The sequence below is a fragment of the Caulobacter sp. GW821-FHT10F06 genome, assembly GCF_058809215.1.
On record NZ_JBXASK010000005.1, the window covers coordinates 313,090 to 328,556 of the forward strand.

Below are 15,467 nucleotides of genomic sequence, written 5' to 3' on the forward strand. Positions count from 1 at the left end.
CGGAGCAGCCGGTGGGGGCAAGTCGCGGAACCACGGAGAACCACATGACCGCCTTCACCGACCTCTTCTGGACCTCCGGCGACGGCCTGCCGCTGCACGCCCGCGACTACGCGCCCGTCGGCAAGGTCATGGGCCTGCCGGTGATCTGCATCCACGGCCTGACCCGCAACGCCCGCGACTTCGAGGATCTGGCTCCCAGGATCGCCGCCACGGGCCGCCGCGTCCTGGCGGTCGACGTGCGGGGCCGGGGCCTGTCGGCCCGCGATCCGCAGCCGATGAACTATCAGCCCGGAACCTATGCCGGCGACATCGTCGCCCTGCTGGCGGCGACCGGGATCGAGCGGGCGGTGTTCGTCGGCACCAGCATGGGCGGACTGATCACCCTCGTCCTGGCCGCGTTCAAGCCCGAGGCCATCGCCGCCGCCGTGCTCAACGACGTGGGCCCCGAGCTGTCGCCCGTCGGCCTGGCCCGTATCGCCGGTTATGCGGGCGGCGCCAGCCGGTTCGAGACCTGGGCGGAAGCCGTCGCCTATGCCCAGTCGATCAACCAGGCGGCTTTCCCCGCCTATGGCGAGGCCGAGTGGGACGTCTTCGCCCGGCGGCTGTTCGATGAGGCGGACGGCGGTTTCGTCCTGGCCTACGACCCCGACATCTCGGCGCCGATCAAGGCCGCCGCCGCGGCGGGCCAGGAGGGCGGTTCTGCCCTGGCGCCGGACATGTATCCGCTGTTCCGGGCCCTGACCAAGGACCGGCCGGTGCTGCTGGTGAGGGGTGGGATCTCCGACCTGATCGACCCGCCAATCGTCGCGCGCATGCGCGCCGCCGCGCCCGACATGGCGGTGGTCGAGGTTCCCGGCGTCGGCCACGCGCCGATGCTGACCGAGCCGGAGGCCTGGGCCGGGATAGAAAACCTGCTGGACCGCGCGCCCTAACAGGCGTGCCCGGACGGCTCGGCTGTGTTAGACGCCCGCCACGGCTCGTTTTCGCCGCGCCCAGAGTGCTGATCCGCCATGACTCTCGACCTCGCCGCCATCAAGGCCGCCGCCGGCCGTCTCCAGGGACACGTTGAGCGCACCCCGTGCCGCTACTCCAAGACCCTGTCGAAGATTACCGGCGCCGAGGTGTGGGTGAAGTTCGAGAACCTGCAGTTCACCGCCGCCTACAAGGAGCGCGGGGCGCTCAACAAGCTGATGCTGCTCTCGGAGGCCGAGAAGGCCAAGGGCGTCATCGCCGCCAGCGCCGGCAACCATGCCCAGGGCCTGGCCTATCACGGCGCCCGCCTGGGCGTGCCCGTGACCATCGTCATGCCCAAGACCACGCCTTTCGTGAAGGTGCAGCATACCCGCGACTTCGGCGCGACGGTGATCATCGAGGGCGAGACCTATGACGACGCCAACGCCCACGCGCTGAAGCTGCGCGAGGAGCAGGGCCTGACCTTCGTCCACCCGTTCGACGACTACGACATCATGGCCGGCCAAGGCACCATCGCCCTGGAGATGCTGGAAGACGCGCCCGACCTGGAAATGCTGCCTGTGCCGATCGGCGGCGGCGGACTGATCAGCGGCGTGGCCACGGCCGCCAAGGCGCTGAAGCCCGACATCCACATCATCGGCTGCGAGCCGGCGATGTATCCGTCCTTCACCGCCAAGATGCGCGGCGTGGCGGCCCATTGCGGCGGCCAGACGATCGCCGAGGGCGTTGCGGTCAAGAAGGTCGGCGAGCTGACCTATGGCGTCGCTCGTCCGCTGATCGACGATGTGCTGTTGCTGGAAGAGCCGCATATCGAGCAGGCGGTGGCGCTCTACTGCAATGTCGAGAAGACCATCGCCGAGGGCGCCGGAGCGGCCTCGCTGGCGGCGCTGCTGGCCTATCCGGAGCGCTTCCGGGGCAAGAAGTGTGGCCTGATCCTGTGCGGCGGCAATATCGACACCCGCCTGCTGGCCTCGGTGCTGACCCGCGAACTGGTCCGCGCCCAGCGCCTGGTGTCCCTGCGCATCGTCGGTGACGACCGTCCGGGCCTGCTGTCGACCGTGGCCCACGTGATCGGCTCGATGGGGGCCAACATCATCGAGGTCAACCACAACCGCCTGGCCCTGGACGTCCCGGCCAAGGGCGCGGAGTTCGACATCACCATCGAGACCCGGGATGCGCAGCACACCCAGGAGATCATCGACGCGTTGCGCGAGAAGGGTTACCCGCCGCGGGCGGTGTAGTCGGAGCCGGGACGCCCCCTCCGTCACGATGCGTATTCGCATCGCGCCACCTCCCCCGTTTCACGGGTGAGGAGGAAGGCTGCTGATTTCCTCCTCCCATGCGAAGCGGGGGAGGTGGCGCGGCGCCGATAGGCGACGTGACGGAGGGGGCGTCCCGCCGTCAGCCGCTATTCCTTGATCGTCCCCTTCGGCGCGCGCAGCACGTCGATCAGCTCGATCCTGAAGATCATCACGCTGTTGCCCGGGATCGGGCCCTTGTCCTGCGCGCCGTAGCCCAGGGCGGGAGGCACATAGAGCATCCACTCGTCGCCGGCCTTCATGCGCTGCAGGGCGATGATCCAGGCCGGCACCAGGCCGTCCAGCGGGAACGACGCCGGCACGCCGCGCTCGTAGCTGCTGTCGAACACCGTGCCGTCGATCAGCTTGCCCTCGTAGTGGACCTTGACCTCGTCGGCGCGGGTGGGGTGCATGCCGCCGTTCGGGCCCGAGCGGATGACCTTGTACTGCAGGCCCTCGGGCAGGGTGATCACGCCCGGCTGCTTGGCGTTCTGGGCCATGAAGGCGTCGGAGGCGGCCAGGTTCTCCTTGGCCTTCTTGCTGCCGCAGCCGGCCAGGGACACGGCGACGCCGGCGGTCAGGAGGGTGAGCAGGGCGCGGCGGTGCATGGCGGTCTCCGGTCGGTTTGGCGGTTCAGCTAGCAGGCCCCGCGCGAAGATCAATCGTCCGCGCCTCGGAACCGGTCCGCCGGCGACGATTTCATCGAACGGTGGTGGTGTTTCCCGCAAGCGCCTTCTAGAAACCTCCCGCAGTGAAACCCTGAGGCGCGCATGAAACCCGTTCGCAAGGCTGTTCTTCCCGTTGCTGGCTTTGGCACCCGCGTGTTGCCCGGCACCAAGACCACCCCGAAGGAACTGCTGAACGTCGTCGATCGGCCCATCCTATCCTACATCATCGCCGAAGGCCGCGCGGCCGGGATCGAGCACTTCGTCTTCGTGACGGGCCGCAACAAGGGCGCGATCGAGGACTATTTCGACCACCAGGTCGAACTGGAGGCCGCCCTGGCCGCCAAGGGCAAGACCGCCCTGCTCGACGAACTGCTGGCCGAACTGCCCAAGCCCGGCGAGATGAGCTTCGTGCGCCAGATGGCTCCGCTGGGCCTGGGCCACGCAGTGTGGTGCGCCCGCGACATCATCGGCGACGAGCCCTTCGCGGTGATGCTGCCCGACATGGTCATGCACGCCCAGAAGTCGGCCCTGGCCCAGGCCATCGAGGCCTATGACCAGGTCGGCGGCAACATCGTCGTGGTCGAGCCCTGCCCCGAGGGCCAGGCTCACCAGTACGGCATCGTCGCCTTGGACGGCCAGGACGGCCGCCTGAACCGCATGACCGGCATGGTCGAGAAACCGCCGAAGGGCACCGAGCCCTCCAACCTGTTCATCTCGGGCCGCTACATCCTGCAGCCGGAGATCTTCGACCTGCTGGCCAGCCAGGAGAAGGGCGCCGGCAACGAGATTCAGTTGACGGACTCTATGCTGAAGCTGCTGACCCAGCAGGACTTCCATGCCCTGGAATACGAGGGCCTGACCTACGACTGCGGCGACAAGATCGGCCTGCTGCGGGCCAATGTCGCCCTGGCGCTGGCGAACCCGGAGCTGGGCGCTGCGGCCCGGACGGCGATCGAGGATTTGTTGAAGTTGTAAGACTCGCCCCCACCTGACCGCTTCGCGGTCGTCCGCCCCCATAGGGGGCGGATAGGATCATCTTCCCCCTATGGGGGAGGAGGGTCGCGAAGCGGCCCGGAGGGGGCAAGTGTCCACTCCGCCAAGACATCGGGGTCGTATTCGGCAAATGTCGGAAGCAGTTCCGGCCTAAGCCGCCGCGCCGCCCACACCGCCGCGCCGCGCACCATGGCCGCTGGGTCACGCAGCAGCGGCTCCACCACGGCCATCAGCCCCACATCCCCGCTGTTGCCGATCGCATAGAGCACGTTCCGCACGAACCGATCCCGCCCGATCCGCTTGATCGGGTTCTTCGAGAACAGCGCCCGGAAGCTCGCATCGTCCAGCCCCGCCAGCTCGGCCAAGGTCGGCTGACGCAAGGCGTCCCGCGCCACCAGCTTGGCCTCGCTCGATAGGCTGGCGAACTTGTTCCACGGGCAGATCGCCAGGCAGTCGTCGCAGCCATAGATGCGGTTGCCCAGCGCCGGCCGGAACTCGGCCGGGATCGGACCGGCCAGTTCGATGGTCAGGTAAGAGATGCAGCGCCGCGCATCCAGCTGGTGCGGAGCCGGGAAGGCGTTGGTCGGGCAGATGTCCAGGCATGACCGGCACGAGCCGCAATGGTCCACCTCGGCGGCGTCCGGCGGCAGGTCCAGCGTCGTCAGCACCGAGCCCAGGAACAGCCACGAGCCGAACTGCCGCGAGACCAGGTTGGTGTGCTTGCCCTGCCATCCCAGGCCGGCGCGCTGGGCCAGGGGCTTTTCCATCAGCGGCGCGGTGTCGACGAACACCTTCACCTCCTGGCCGAACCGGCGGTGCATCCAGCCGGCCAGCTCCTTCAGGCGCTTCTTGATGACGTCGTGGTAGTCGTCGCCTTGCGCATAGACCGAGATCGCGGCGCGGTCGCCGGCCTCCAGCTGCCCGAGCGGATCGATGTCGGGGCCGTAGTTGACGCCCAGCACCACGGCCGAGCGGGCGTCGGTCCACATGGCGGTGGGATGGCTGCGGCGCTCCAGCGTCTCCTCCATCCAGCCCATCGCGCCGTGGCGCTGGGCCTCGACGAAGTCGCGCAGCCAGTCGCCGTTGGGCCAAGCCGCCGCCGCGTCTGCGAAGCCGCAGGTCGAGAAGCCCAGGCGCAGGGCCTCGGCGCGGATCTCGTCCTTCAGAAGCTGGTTCGGATGACTAGAAGTCGAGGTCGTCATAGTGCGCGGCCGGCGCGAGGCCGGGCCAGCGATCGGCCAGGATGGGCCTGAAGCAGGGCCTCGATTTGAGCTTCATGTACCAGGTCTTGGCGGTCGGGAAGTCCTTCCACGGGACGTCGCCGAAATAGTCGATCACCGACAGGTGCGCGGCGGCCGCGAAATCGGCCAGGCTCATGCGCCGTCCGGCCAGCCAGTCGCGGGTCTGCAGCAGGCCGTCGACATAGGCCAGGTGATGGCGCAGGGCCTCGCGGCCGCGCCGCAGGGCCGAGAGGTCCGGGGCGCCCAGCCGCAGCAGGCGCTTTTCCATCTTCTCGTGCAGCAGGAAGCCGTTGACCTCGTTGTCGAACTTGCGGTCGAACCATTGCAGCAGACGGCGGGCCTCAGCGCGCTCGCCGGCGTCGCGGCCCAGCAGGGCCGGCTCGGGATCCTGCTCCTCGATGTGCTCGAGAATGGCGCGGGTCTCGCAGACCACGGTCTTGCGCTCGTGGCGGACCTCGACCAGCACCGGAGTCAGGCCCGACGGGTTCAGCGCCAGGAAATCGGGCGCGCCTTCCCAATAGCGAACCTGAACCTCCGAGAAGGCCAGACGCTTTTCGCCCAACGCCAGACGCACCTGCCGGGAGGCGGGGTCCAGGGGGAAATGATGAAGGGTGCGATCGACGCTCATGCCCACGCGCATTCAGGCTGCATCAAAAGAGCGATGCGCCGCTTTGCTTAACAAGAGATTGCTGAACGGCGTTTACCTTGGCGAAACAGGGCTTTGCGCGTCGTTTTAACTCGGAAAAGCTCAAGCTTGAGCATTCATCCGGCTGATCAGGGCCGTCGTGCTCTGACCTTGCTTGAGGTCTGCCAGCAGCACCTTGCCGCCATAGCCCAGCACCACGTCCGAACCGACCACGGTCTCGACGGTGTAGTCGGCGCCCTTGACCAGCACGTCGGGGTGGAAGGCCTTGATCAGCTCCAGCGGGGTTTCCTCGCCGAACAGCACCACAAGGTCCACCGACGACAGCGACGCCAGCACCGTGGCGCGGCCCTGCTCCTTCTGCACCGGCCGGGTCGGGCCCTTCAGGCGCGAGACCGAGGCGTCGGTGTTCAGGCCCACGATCAGGCGGTCGCAGGCGGCCTTGGCCTGGTCCAGCAGCGAGACGTGGCCGGGGTGCAGCAGGTCGAAACAGCCGTTGGTGAAGCCGACGGTCAGCCCCCGCGCCCGCCAGCCGGCGACGATGTCGCGGGCGTGGTCACGGTCGGCGATCTTGACCTCGGCCGGCTGACCGGCGGCCGAGCGGGCCAGGGCGGTGAGTTCGGCGGCAGTGACGACGTCGGTGCCCAGCTTGGCCACCACCAGACCGGCGGCGAGATTGGCCAGGCGGGCGGCGTCGCTCAGCGCGGCGCCGGCGGCGATGGCCAGGGCCAGGGTCGCAGCCACGGTGTCGCCGGCCCCGGAGACGTCGAACACCTCGACCGCGCTGGCCGGCAAGTGGACGGGCGCTTGCCCACGGACGCTCAGCGTCATGCCGGCCCCGCCCCGGGTGACCAGGGCGGCGTCGAGCGTCGGCGCCATGGCCAGGATCGCCGCGCCGGCCTCTTCGGAGGCCTCGTCGCTGGCGTCGGTGATCCCGGTGGCCTCGGCGGCTTCCTTGCGGTTGGGCTTGATCAGGGTCGCGCCGTCATAGCGGGCGAAGTGGCGGCTCTTGGGATCGACGATCACCGGCTTGCCGGCGGCGCGGGCCGCGTCGATGGCCCCGCGCACGACCGCGTCGGTCAGCACGCCCTTGGCGTAGTCGGACAGCACCACCACGTCGGCGGCGGCCAGGTGCTGGTTGAAGGCGGCCAACAGGTCGGAGGCCTCGGCGGGCCCGCGATCCTCGCGGTCGACCCGCAGCATCTGGTGGCTGCCGGAGATGTAGCGGACCTTTTCGGTGGTGCGGCGGGTGCGATCGGCGACCAGATGGGCCTCGACGCCCGTCTCGTCGCCAAGCATGGCGGTCAGGGCGCGGCCGGCCTCGTCATCGCCGATCAGGCCGATCAGCATGGCCTTGCCGCCCAGGGCCGCGACGTTGCGGGCCACATTGCCGGCCCCGCCCAGCATGGCGGTCTCACGCTCGACGGCGATCACCGGCACGGGGGCCTCGGGCGAGATGCGGTCGACGGCGCCGTAGATGAAGCGGTCCAGCATCACGTCGCCCAGCACCAGCACGGTCTTGCCGGCGAAGGCGTGGGGCAGTTGGGCCAGGGTGTCGTCCATGAAGCGGCGGCTCGTGTCTTGAAAGGTCCGGCGGTTACTAGCCGTGCTGGGCCTCGGCGAACAGCCCGCCGTGGCTCTCGGCCTTACCCCGGGGGTCGGGGTGAATGATGATGTCGGCGGCCGGGAAGGCCTCCAGCAACCGGTTCTCGGCATTGACCATGATGGTGTGGGCCTCGGCCAGCGAGATGCCGGCGTCCAGGTCGGCGTGCATCTGCATGTGGATATAGGGACCCGAAGCCCGGGTGCGCAGCTGGTGCACGCCCAGCACGCGCGGATCCTCGGTGGCCAGCGCGACGATGCGCTTGCGGTCCTCGTCGGGCAGTTCGCGGTCCATCAGCTGGCTGGAGGCCTCGCGGAACACGCCGATCGCGCCCCAGATCAACCACAGCGCCACGATCAGGCCGGCGACGGCGTCGATCCAGCCGATCCCCAGCAGGGAAGCCGCGCCGATGCCGACCAGGGCGACGGCGTTGGAGCCCAGGTCTGCGGCATAGTGAGCGCGGTCGCCCGACACGGCGATCGAGCCGGTCGATTTCAGGACCTTCGACTGGGCGATGATCAGGCCCAGGGTCAGGACGATCGAGACGACCATCACCGCCATGGCGATCAGGCCCTGCTCGACAGGCCTGGGGTTCAGCATGGCGCGGATGGCCTCCTGGCCGATCAGGGCTCCCGACGCGAAGACCAGGCCGCCCTGCATCAGGCTGGAGAAGGCCTCCGCCTTGCCGTGTCCGAACCGGTGCTCGGCGTCCGGCGGCACGGCGGCGTAGCGTACGGCGAAGAAGGTGATCAGCGAGGCCACCAGATCCAGCCCCGAGTCCGACAACGAGGCCAGCATCGCCACCGAGCCGCTGGCGGTCCAGGCCAGGGCCTTGACCACGATCAGGATCGCTGCGACCGCCACTGACAGGGCGGTTACGCGCCGGGTGGCGGCCAGGGCTTCGGGCGAGGCGGCGGAGAGGGACATGGTCTCTCTGTAGCGCAACCGCGTCAGACCTCAAAAACCCCGTCATCCCCCGACTTGTTCGGGGGACCCAAGCCGAGCCGGAAGAGCGCGCTCGTTTGGCGCCGCTTGGGTACCCGCATAAAGCGGGGGATGACGATTTTGATGGGGCGGGGCTAAGCCGCCGCCCTCACCCCCGGCCCCACGTAAACCGACTGTGGCCGGATCAACTTCCCGCCCGCCAGCTGCTCCCGCGCATGGGCGATCCAGCCCGCCGTGCGGCCCATGGCGAACACGCAGGTGAAGCTCGCCGGCGGCAGGCCCAAGGCCTCCAGCAGCAGCGCCGTGTAGAACTCGACGTTCGTATCGAGCGGCCGGTCGGGCTTGCGCTCGCGCAGGATCTGCAAGGCCGCCTGCTCGACGGCCTCGGCGAAGGCGACGCGGCCGGGCAGGGTCTTCGACGCGCCCGACAGCTTGCGGACGGCGGCCTTCAGGGCGTCGGCGCGCGGGTCGCGGACGCGATAGATGCGGTGGCCAAAGCCCATCAGCCGGTCGCCGCGCGCCAGGGCCTTTTCCAGCCAGGGCCGGGCGTTCTCGGGCGTGCCGATGGCGTCCAGCATGTCGATCACCGGGCCGGGCGCGCCGCCGTGCAGCGGGCCTTTCAGGGCCGAGATCCCGCCCAGCACCGCCGAGGTCAGGCCCGCGCGGGTCGAGGCGATCACCCGGGCCGCGAAGGTGGAGGCGTTCAGGCCATGGTCGCAGACGGTGACCAGATAGGCGTCCAGGGCCTGGGTCTCGGCGTCGCTGGCTGGCCCGCCTCGGGTCATCCGCAGGATGTCGGCGGCGTGCGACAGGGCGGGGTCTGGCGCGACGGGCGCCTTGCCGGCGGCGACGCGCAGCACGGCGGGGGTGAAGACGGCCGGGGCGGCCAGCAGCAGCAGGGCGGTGGAGAGGTCATCGCCGTCGGGCAGGCGGGCCAGCAGGGCGCGCATGGCCTCGACGGGATCGCGCTTTGCGAGGGTCTCGTCCAGCGCGTCGACCTCGGCGAAAGCCTTGACCCGGGCCGCGCCGAGGGCGGGCGTGAGGTCGGCGGGCGCGTCTTCGAAGAAGCCGTCGAACAGCAAGTGAGCGGCCTGTTCGTAGGTCGTCTGGCCCGACAGATCCTCGACGGCATAACCGCGGATGACCAGGCGGCCATGGGCGCCGTCGACGTCGGACAGAACAGTGTGGGCGGCGATCACGCCTTCAAGACCTTCGGACATTGTCGGGTCTCCTTTCGCCGCGCAATTCGCGCCGTCAACGCTTGATCGTCAATCTTGATCAATATAATCAATCTATATGGCGAACGACTGGCTGGACGCGGAACAGGTGCTGGAGCGGTTGGGGATCCGACCGCAGACCCTCTACGCCTATGTCAGCCGGGGCCGGATCGAGGCCGCCGCCCATCCCGACGATCCCCGCCGCAGCCTCTATCGCGCCTCCGACGTCGCGGCCCTGGCTCAGCGGAAGGCCCGGGGTCGCCGCGCCGCGGACGTGGCGGCCGAGGCCATCGCGTGGGGCGAGCCGGTGCTGGCCTCGGCGATCACCACGGTGGCGGGCGGCAGGCTCTGGTACCGGGGTTGCGATGCGGCCGTGCTGGCCCGCGATCACACGCTGGAACAGACCGCGAGGCTGCTGCGCGGCGGCCACGGCGCGGCGTTGAAGGCGACGCGAGGGCGCGATGTCGTGACGGGCGAGACGGCGCGAGCGCGGTTGTTCAACGCCTTGGCGGCTCGCGCTGGAACGGAAGCGCCGGCGCGGGGCCGAGCGCCCCTGGCCTTGGCCATGGAAGCGGCGGGCCTGCTCGACGCGGTGGTCGACGCGGCGGCGGGCGAGGTCACCGAAGGGGCGGCGCATCAGCGTCTGGCGCGGGCCTGGGGCGTCGACGCGTCGGGGGCGGAGCTGCTGCGAACGTCGCTGGTGCTGCTGGCCGACCACGAACTGAACGCCTCGACCTTCGCGGCGCGGGTCGCGGTGTCGACGGGGGCGTCGTTGTCGGCGGCGGCGCTGGCCGGGCTGTGCGCGCTGTCGGGGCCGCTGCACGGCGGCATGGCGGCGCGGGTCGAGGCCTTCGTCGCCGAGGCCGATCGGGTCGGCGCCGCCAAGGCGGTGAGCGCGCGGCTGGCGCAGGGCGCGTCGATGCCGGGGTTTGGGCATCCGCTCTATCCGGACGGAGATCCGAGGGCGCGGGCGCTGCTGGAGGCGTTCGAGCCGCCGGCCTTGCTCGTGGATTTGCGGCGGGAGACGGAAGGCGCGACGGGGCAGCTGCCGAATATCGACTTCGCGCTGGTGGGCTTAGCGAGGGCTTTGAGCCTGCCAACCGACGCGCCGTTCATCCTGTTCGCGGTGGCGCGCACGGCGGGATGGCTGGCGCATGCGATCGAGCAGATCCAGACCGGAAGGCTGATCCGGCCGAGGGCGCGGTATGTCGGCGAGGCGCTCGGCTAGGCCGTTGAGGACCCCCTCAGTCGCTCCGCGACAGCTCCCCCAAAGGGGAAGCATCTCGTCAGCGCGGAGCAGATCCTCCCCCTTCTGGGGGAGGTGGCCCAGAGGGCCGGAGGGGGTCCTCCCGGATTTAGGCCGCGACCACCTCCGCCGCCAGCGGCTGCGGCAGACGGCTCACCATCTCCTTCGGGCAGACCTGCCAGAACAGGTCGCGCACCCGGTCCCAGTCGCGCAGCAGGCTCTCGGCGAAGGCCGAGTCCGTCTCGCGGGCGTGTTCGGCCACCAGGGACCGCAGCACGCCTTCCCAATAGGGCGAGGCCAGGCGCTGGACGAGGATGCTCTCGGGATTGACGTTGGCTTCGAACCGGCCGTGCTGGTCGAGGACAAAGGCCATGCCGCCGGTCATGCCGGCCCCGAAGTTGCCGCCCGTCGGGCCCAGGATCACCACCTGGCCGCCGGTCATGTATTCGCAGCCATTGGCCCCGCAGCCCTCGACCACCGTGGTGGCGCCCGAGTTGCGGACCGCGAAGCGCTCGCCCGCCTGGCCCGCCGCGAACAGCCGGCCCGAGGTCGCGCCGAACAGCACGGTGTTGCCCAGCAGAGCGTTGCTTTCCGGGGCCGCCAGCGAGCGCGACGGCTTGATGACGATCGTCGCGCCCGACAGGCCCTTGCCGACATAGTCGTTGGCCTCGCCGGTCAGTTCGATCCGCAGGCCCTGGACCGCGAAGGCCCCCAGGCTCTGGCCGGCCGAGCCCTTGAGCTGGACGGTCAGGTGGCCGGCGGGCAGGCCCTTCATGCCGAACTTGCGCACGATATGGCTGGACGTGCGGGTGCCGATCGTGCGCGCGGTGCTGCGGACCGTATAGGTCAGCTGCATCTTCTCGCCGCGTTCCAGCAGGGGCGCGGCGTCGCGGACGATCTGGGCGTCCAGGGTGTCGGGAACGGCGTTGCGGCCGACCACGGTGTTGTAGGGCTTGTTGGCGCCCGGATCGGCGCGGACCAGCAACGGGTTCAGGTCGAGGTCGTCCAGGTGCTCGCCGCCGCGGCTGACCTGGGCCAGCAGGTCGGTGCGGCCGACGATTTCCTGCAGGCTCTTGAAGCCCAGGCCCGCCAGGATCTCGCGCACCTCTTCGGCGATGAAGGTGAAGAGGTTGATGACCTTTTCCGGCGTGCCGGTGAACTTGGCGCGCAGGGCCTCGTCCTGGGTGCAGACGCCCACGGGACAGGTGTTGGAGTGGCACTGGCGCACCATGATGCAGCCCATGGCCACCAGCGAGGCGGTGCCGATGCCGAACTCCTCGGCGCCCAGCATGGCGGCGATGACGATGTCGCGACCCGTACGCATGCCGCCGTCGGCCCGCAGCACCACGGAGTGGCGCAGGTTGTTCAGCGTCAGCACCTGGTTGGCTTCCGACAGGCCCATCTCCCACGGACCGCCGGCGTACTTGACCGAGGTCTGGGGCGAGGCGCCCGTGCCGCCGACACCGCCGGCGACTAGGATCACGTCAGCCTTGGCCTTGGCGACGCCGGCCGCGATGGCGCCGATGCCGGTCATGGCGACCAGCTTCACCGTCACGCGAGCGACCGGGTTGATTTGCTTTAGGTCATAGATGAGCTGGGCCAGGTCCTCGATCGAGTAGATGTCGTGGTGCGGCGGCGGGCTGATCAGCATGACGCCGGGCGTCGCGTGCCGCAGCCGCGCGATCATCTCGGTGACCTTGAAGCCGGGCAGCTGGCCGCCCTCGCCGGGCTTGGCGCCTTGGGCGACCTTGATCTCCAGCTCGACGCACTGGTTCAGATATTCGGCGGTGACGCCGAACCGGCCCGAGGCCACCTGCTTGATGGCGCTGTTGGGGTTGTCGCCGTTCGGCAGAGGCTTGTAGCGCGCCGAGTCCTCGCCGCCCTCGCCCGAGACCGACTTGGCTCCGATGCGGTTCATGGCGATGTTCAGCATGCCGTGGGCTTCAGGGCCGAGGGCCCCGAGGCTCATGCCGGGCGTGACGAAGCGCTTGCGGATCTCGTTGACGCTCTCGACGTCGTCGGTCGAGATCGGGTTACGGTCCGAGCGCCAGTCCAGCAGGTCGCGCAGCTGGATCGGCTTTTGCGTGCGTAGGCCGTTGGACCAGCGGCGATAGAGCTCGTAGTCGCCGGTGTCGCAGGCGCTCTGCAGCGTGTGGATCAGGCGCGCCTCGAAGGCGTGGGCCTCGCCCGAGCGGCGCAGCTTGTAGAGGCCGCCGACCGGCAGGGTGACGGCGGCGCTGTCCCAGGCCTTGCGGTGCAGCTCGACCGCCTTGCTCTCGATGCCGGCCAGGCCGATGCCCGAGATGCGCGAGGGCATGCCGGGGAAGAACTCGGCCGCCAGCGCGCGCGACAGGCCGACGGCTTCGAAGTTGTAGCCGCCGCGATAGGACGAGATGACGCTGATGCCCATCTTGGAGATGATCTTCAGCAGGCCGCCCTCGATGGCGCCCTTGAAGTTCAGGCACACGTCGCGGAGGGTCTTGTCGCCGATCAGGCCGCGCTCCAGGCGATCCTGGAAGGTCTCTTGCGCCAGGTAGGCGTTGACCGCCGTGGCGCCCACGCCGACCAGCACCGCGAAATAGTGTGTGTCGAGGCACTCGGCCGAGCGGACGATGATCGAAACGTAAGAGCGCAGGCCCTTGGCGACCAGGTGGGCGTGGACGCCGCCGGTGGCCAGGATCATCGGCAGGGCCACGCGGTCGGCCTGGCTGGCCTCGTCGGTCAGCACGATGGCGCCGCAGCCGCGCAGGACGGCGTCCTCGGCCTCGGCCCGGATGCGGTCCAGGTTGGCGCGCAGGGCGTCGCCGGCCCGGGCCTCGGGGGCGGGCAGGGGCATGGTGCAGTCGATGACCGCGACGTTCTTCTCGCCCAGCAACTCGTGGATGCGGACATACATGCCGGTGGTCAGCACCGGGCTCTGCAGCACGTAGACGTCGGCCTGGGCCGCGTCCTGGGCCAGGATGTTGCCGAGGTTCTTGAACCGGGTCTTCAGGCTCATGACGTTGGTTTCCCGCAGCGGATCGATCGGCGGGTTGGTCACCTGGCTGAAGTTCTGGCGGAAGAAGTGGCTGAGCGGACGGTACTTTTCCGACAGCACGGCCAGCGGGCTGTCGTCGCCCATCGAGCCCACGGCTTCCTTGCCGTCCTCGACCATGGGAGCCAGGATCATCTCGAGGTCTTCGAGGCTGAAGCCGGCGGCGGCCTGGCGGCGGGTCAGCTCCTCGCGCCCGTAGCTGCGCGGCTCGGGACCGGGCGCGATCTCCTTTTCGAGATCGACCATGTTGCCCAGCCACTCGGTGTAGGGGTGGCGGCCGGCCAGTTCGTCGATGATCTCGTCTTCGCCGTAGAGGCGGCCCTGGGCCAGGTCGATGGCGATCATCCGGCCCGGCGCGATGGCCAGCTTGCGGGTGATGCGGTTCTCGGCGACGCCGCACATGCCGGCTTCCGAGCCCATGATCACCAGGCCGTCGTCGGTATAGGCCACGCGCAGCGGGCGCAGGCCCGAGCGGTCCTTGCCGGCCACGACCCAGCGGCCGTCGGTGGCGCACAGGGCGGCCGGGCCGTCCCACGGCTCCATCACGGCGTTGCAGTAGCTGTAGAGCGCCTGGTGCGAGTCCGAGAGGTTTTCACCCGAGGCTTCCGGCACCAGCAGGGCCTTGGCCATCGGCGCGTCGCGGCCGGCGCGGACCAGCACCTCGAAGGTGTTGTCGAGCGAAGCCGAGTCCGAGCCGCCGGGCTGGATCACGGGCTTCACGTCGTCCCCGAACTCGCCGAAGGCCTGGGCGGCCATCTTGATCTCGTGGGACTTCATCCAGTTGATGTTGCCCTTGATGGTGTTGATCTCGCCGTTGTGGGCGAGCATCCGGAAGGGCTGGGCCAGGCGCCATTCGGGGAAGGTGTTGGTCGAGTAGCGCTGGTGGAAGATCGCCACGGCGGCGGCGAAGCGCTCGTCCTTGAGGTCGGGATAGAACTCGTCGATGGCCTCGGCCAGGAACATGCCCTTGTAGATCAGCGACTTGGCCGACAGCGAGCAGATGTAGAAGCCCGACAGGTTCTGGGCGTGGACGCGCTTTTCGATCCGCTTGCGGCACAGGAATAGGGCGCGCTCCAGGGCCTCGCCTTCCAGGCCGGCCGGGGCGGCCAGCATGATCTGCTCGATTTCCGGACGGGTGGCGTTGGCCTTCTCGCCGATCACGGCGGTGTTCACCGGCACCTGGCGCCAGCCATAGATGTAGAAGCCGAACCGCAGGGCTTCGGCCTCGACGATCGTGCGGCAGGCTTCCTGAGCGCCCAGGTCGGTGCGCGGCAGGAAGATCTGGCCCACGGCGATGGCGCCGGCGCGCAGAGCGTGGCCGGTGCGGCGGACCTGGTCGGTGAAGAAGTCCTGCGGGACGGACAGCAGGATGCCGGCGCCGTCGCCGGTCTTGCCGTCGGCGTCGACCGCGCCTCGGTGCCAGAGGGCTTTCAGGGCCTTGATGGCCAGTTCGACCACTTCGCGGCGCGGCTGGCCGTCGATGGCGCAGACCAGGCCGACGCCGCAGGCGTCGCGCTCGGTGGTCGGGTCATAGGCGTGGCCGTCGATCAGGCGCTGGCGGTTCTTCAGATAGAGGTCGATGTTCTGGGCCATGGTGGCCTCCGAAG

Annotated in this window: 11 protein-coding genes; 4 read left to right on the forward strand and 7 right to left on the reverse strand. The window is 69.5% G+C overall.

Annotation, left to right across the window (positions count from 1 at the left end):
• Nucleotides 1-44 precede the first annotated feature (44 nt).
• Together AC1RUS_RS13505 and AC1RUS_RS13510 are read left to right on the forward strand one after the other, a co-directional pair.
• Nucleotides 45-932 (forward strand): alpha/beta fold hydrolase, encoded by an 888-nt coding sequence (locus tag AC1RUS_RS13505; RefSeq protein ID WP_492916899.1) that lies wholly within the window; start codon nucleotides 45-47, stop codon nucleotides 930-932.
• Between the two features lie 78 nt (nucleotides 933-1,010).
• The gene (locus AC1RUS_RS13510; RefSeq protein ID WP_492916901.1) at nucleotides 1,011-2,213 is read left to right on the forward strand and encodes a threonine ammonia-lyase; all 1,203 of its coding nucleotides are present in this window, start codon (nucleotides 1,011-1,013) and stop codon (nucleotides 2,211-2,213) included.
• Nucleotides 2,214-2,380: 167 nt separating this feature from the next.
• Here the strand turns inward: AC1RUS_RS13510 and bamJ are convergent, their stop codons facing one another.
• Complete coding sequence (gene bamJ / locus AC1RUS_RS13515) at nucleotides 2,381-2,878, reverse strand: BamJ family beta-barrel-assembly machinery protein (RefSeq protein WP_492916903.1); 498 nt, start codon at nucleotides 2,876-2,878, stop codon at nucleotides 2,381-2,383.
• Between the two features lie 162 nt (nucleotides 2,879-3,040).
• Here bamJ and AC1RUS_RS13520 point away from each other — a divergent pair, with 162 nt between their 5' ends.
• Nucleotides 3,041-3,913 carry a UTP--glucose-1-phosphate uridylyltransferase gene (locus tag AC1RUS_RS13520; RefSeq protein ID WP_492916905.1) on the forward strand — a complete coding sequence of 291 codons (873 nt, stop codon included), beginning with the start codon at nucleotides 3,041-3,043 and terminating at the stop codon, nucleotides 3,911-3,913.
• 68 nt (nucleotides 3,914-3,981) lie between these two features.
• On the opposite strand, the gene queG is transcribed toward AC1RUS_RS13520, so the two are convergent.
• The 5 genes from queG to AC1RUS_RS13545 form a co-directional block, all read right to left on the reverse strand.
• Nucleotides 3,982-5,133, reverse strand: coding sequence for a tRNA epoxyqueuosine(34) reductase QueG (queG, locus tag AC1RUS_RS13525; protein ID WP_492916907.1), 1,152 nt, complete (start codon nucleotides 5,131-5,133; stop codon nucleotides 3,982-3,984).
• Nucleotides 5,114-5,800 (reverse strand): FtsZ-binding protein FzlA, encoded by a 687-nt coding sequence (gene fzlA, locus AC1RUS_RS13530; RefSeq protein ID WP_492916909.1) that lies wholly within the window; start codon nucleotides 5,798-5,800, stop codon nucleotides 5,114-5,116. Before fzlA ends, queG begins: the two co-directional genes overlap by 20 nt.
• A gap of 120 nt (nucleotides 5,801-5,920) precedes the next feature.
• Nucleotides 5,921-7,378: a D-glycero-beta-D-manno-heptose-7-phosphate kinase gene (rfaE1, locus tag AC1RUS_RS13535; protein ID WP_492916911.1), complete on the reverse strand. Its 1,458-nt coding sequence runs from the start codon at nucleotides 7,376-7,378 to the stop codon at nucleotides 5,921-5,923.
• 37 nt (nucleotides 7,379-7,415) lie between these two features.
• On the reverse strand, nucleotides 7,416-8,345 hold the full coding sequence (locus AC1RUS_RS13540; RefSeq protein ID WP_492916913.1) for a cation diffusion facilitator family transporter: 930 nt from the start codon (nucleotides 8,343-8,345) through the stop codon (nucleotides 7,416-7,418).
• A gap of 152 nt (nucleotides 8,346-8,497) precedes the next feature.
• The gene (locus AC1RUS_RS13545) at nucleotides 8,498-9,583 is read right to left on the reverse strand and encodes a citrate synthase/methylcitrate synthase (RefSeq protein ID WP_492916915.1); all 1,086 of its coding nucleotides are present in this window, start codon (nucleotides 9,581-9,583) and stop codon (nucleotides 8,498-8,500) included.
• A gap of 76 nt (nucleotides 9,584-9,659) precedes the next feature.
• On the opposite strand from AC1RUS_RS13545, the gene AC1RUS_RS13550 reads away from it, so the two are divergent.
• Nucleotides 9,660-10,808, forward strand: a complete 1,149-nt coding sequence (locus AC1RUS_RS13550) for a citrate/2-methylcitrate synthase (RefSeq protein WP_492916917.1) — start codon at nucleotides 9,660-9,662, stop codon at nucleotides 10,806-10,808.
• Between the two features lie 127 nt (nucleotides 10,809-10,935).
• Here AC1RUS_RS13550 and gltB read toward each other — a convergent pair whose 3' ends face one another.
• Nucleotides 10,936-15,453 (reverse strand): glutamate synthase large subunit, encoded by a 4,518-nt coding sequence (gltB, locus tag AC1RUS_RS13555; RefSeq protein ID WP_492916919.1) that lies wholly within the window; start codon nucleotides 15,451-15,453, stop codon nucleotides 10,936-10,938.
• Nucleotides 15,454-15,467 lie beyond the last annotated feature (14 nt).

What these genes read in the sequence shown, in the direction of transcription:
- AC1RUS_RS13505 (WP_492916899.1), top strand. Translation starts at nt 45, where the DNA reads ATGACCGCCTTCACCGACCTCTTCTGGACCTCCGGCGACGGCCTGCCG.
- AC1RUS_RS13510 (WP_492916901.1), top strand. Translation starts at nt 1,011, where the DNA reads ATGACTCTCGACCTCGCCGCCATCAAGGCCGCCGCCGGCCGTCTCCAG.
- bamJ (WP_492916903.1), bottom strand. Translation starts at nt 2,878, where the DNA reads ATGCACCGCCGCGCCCTGCTCACCCTCCTGACCGCCGGCGTCGCCGTG.
- AC1RUS_RS13520 (WP_492916905.1), top strand. Translation starts at nt 3,041, where the DNA reads ATGAAACCCGTTCGCAAGGCTGTTCTTCCCGTTGCTGGCTTTGGCACC.
- queG (WP_492916907.1), bottom strand. Translation starts at nt 5,133, where the DNA reads ATGACGACCTCGACTTCTAGTCATCCGAACCAGCTTCTGAAGGACGAG.
- fzlA (WP_492916909.1), bottom strand. Translation starts at nt 5,800, where the DNA reads ATGAGCGTCGATCGCACCCTTCATCATTTCCCCCTGGACCCCGCCTCC.
- rfaE1 (WP_492916911.1), bottom strand. Translation starts at nt 7,378, where the DNA reads ATGGACGACACCCTGGCCCAACTGCCCCACGCCTTCGCCGGCAAGACC.
- AC1RUS_RS13540 (WP_492916913.1), bottom strand. Translation starts at nt 8,345, where the DNA reads ATGTCCCTCTCCGCCGCCTCGCCCGAAGCCCTGGCCGCCACCCGGCGC.
- AC1RUS_RS13545 (WP_492916915.1), bottom strand. Translation starts at nt 9,583, where the DNA reads ATGTCCGAAGGTCTTGAAGGCGTGATCGCCGCCCACACTGTTCTGTCC.
- AC1RUS_RS13550 (WP_492916917.1), top strand. Translation starts at nt 9,660, where the DNA reads ATGGCGAACGACTGGCTGGACGCGGAACAGGTGCTGGAGCGGTTGGGG.
- gltB (WP_492916919.1), bottom strand. Translation starts at nt 15,453, where the DNA reads ATGGCCCAGAACATCGACCTCTATCTGAAGAACCGCCAGCGCCTGATC.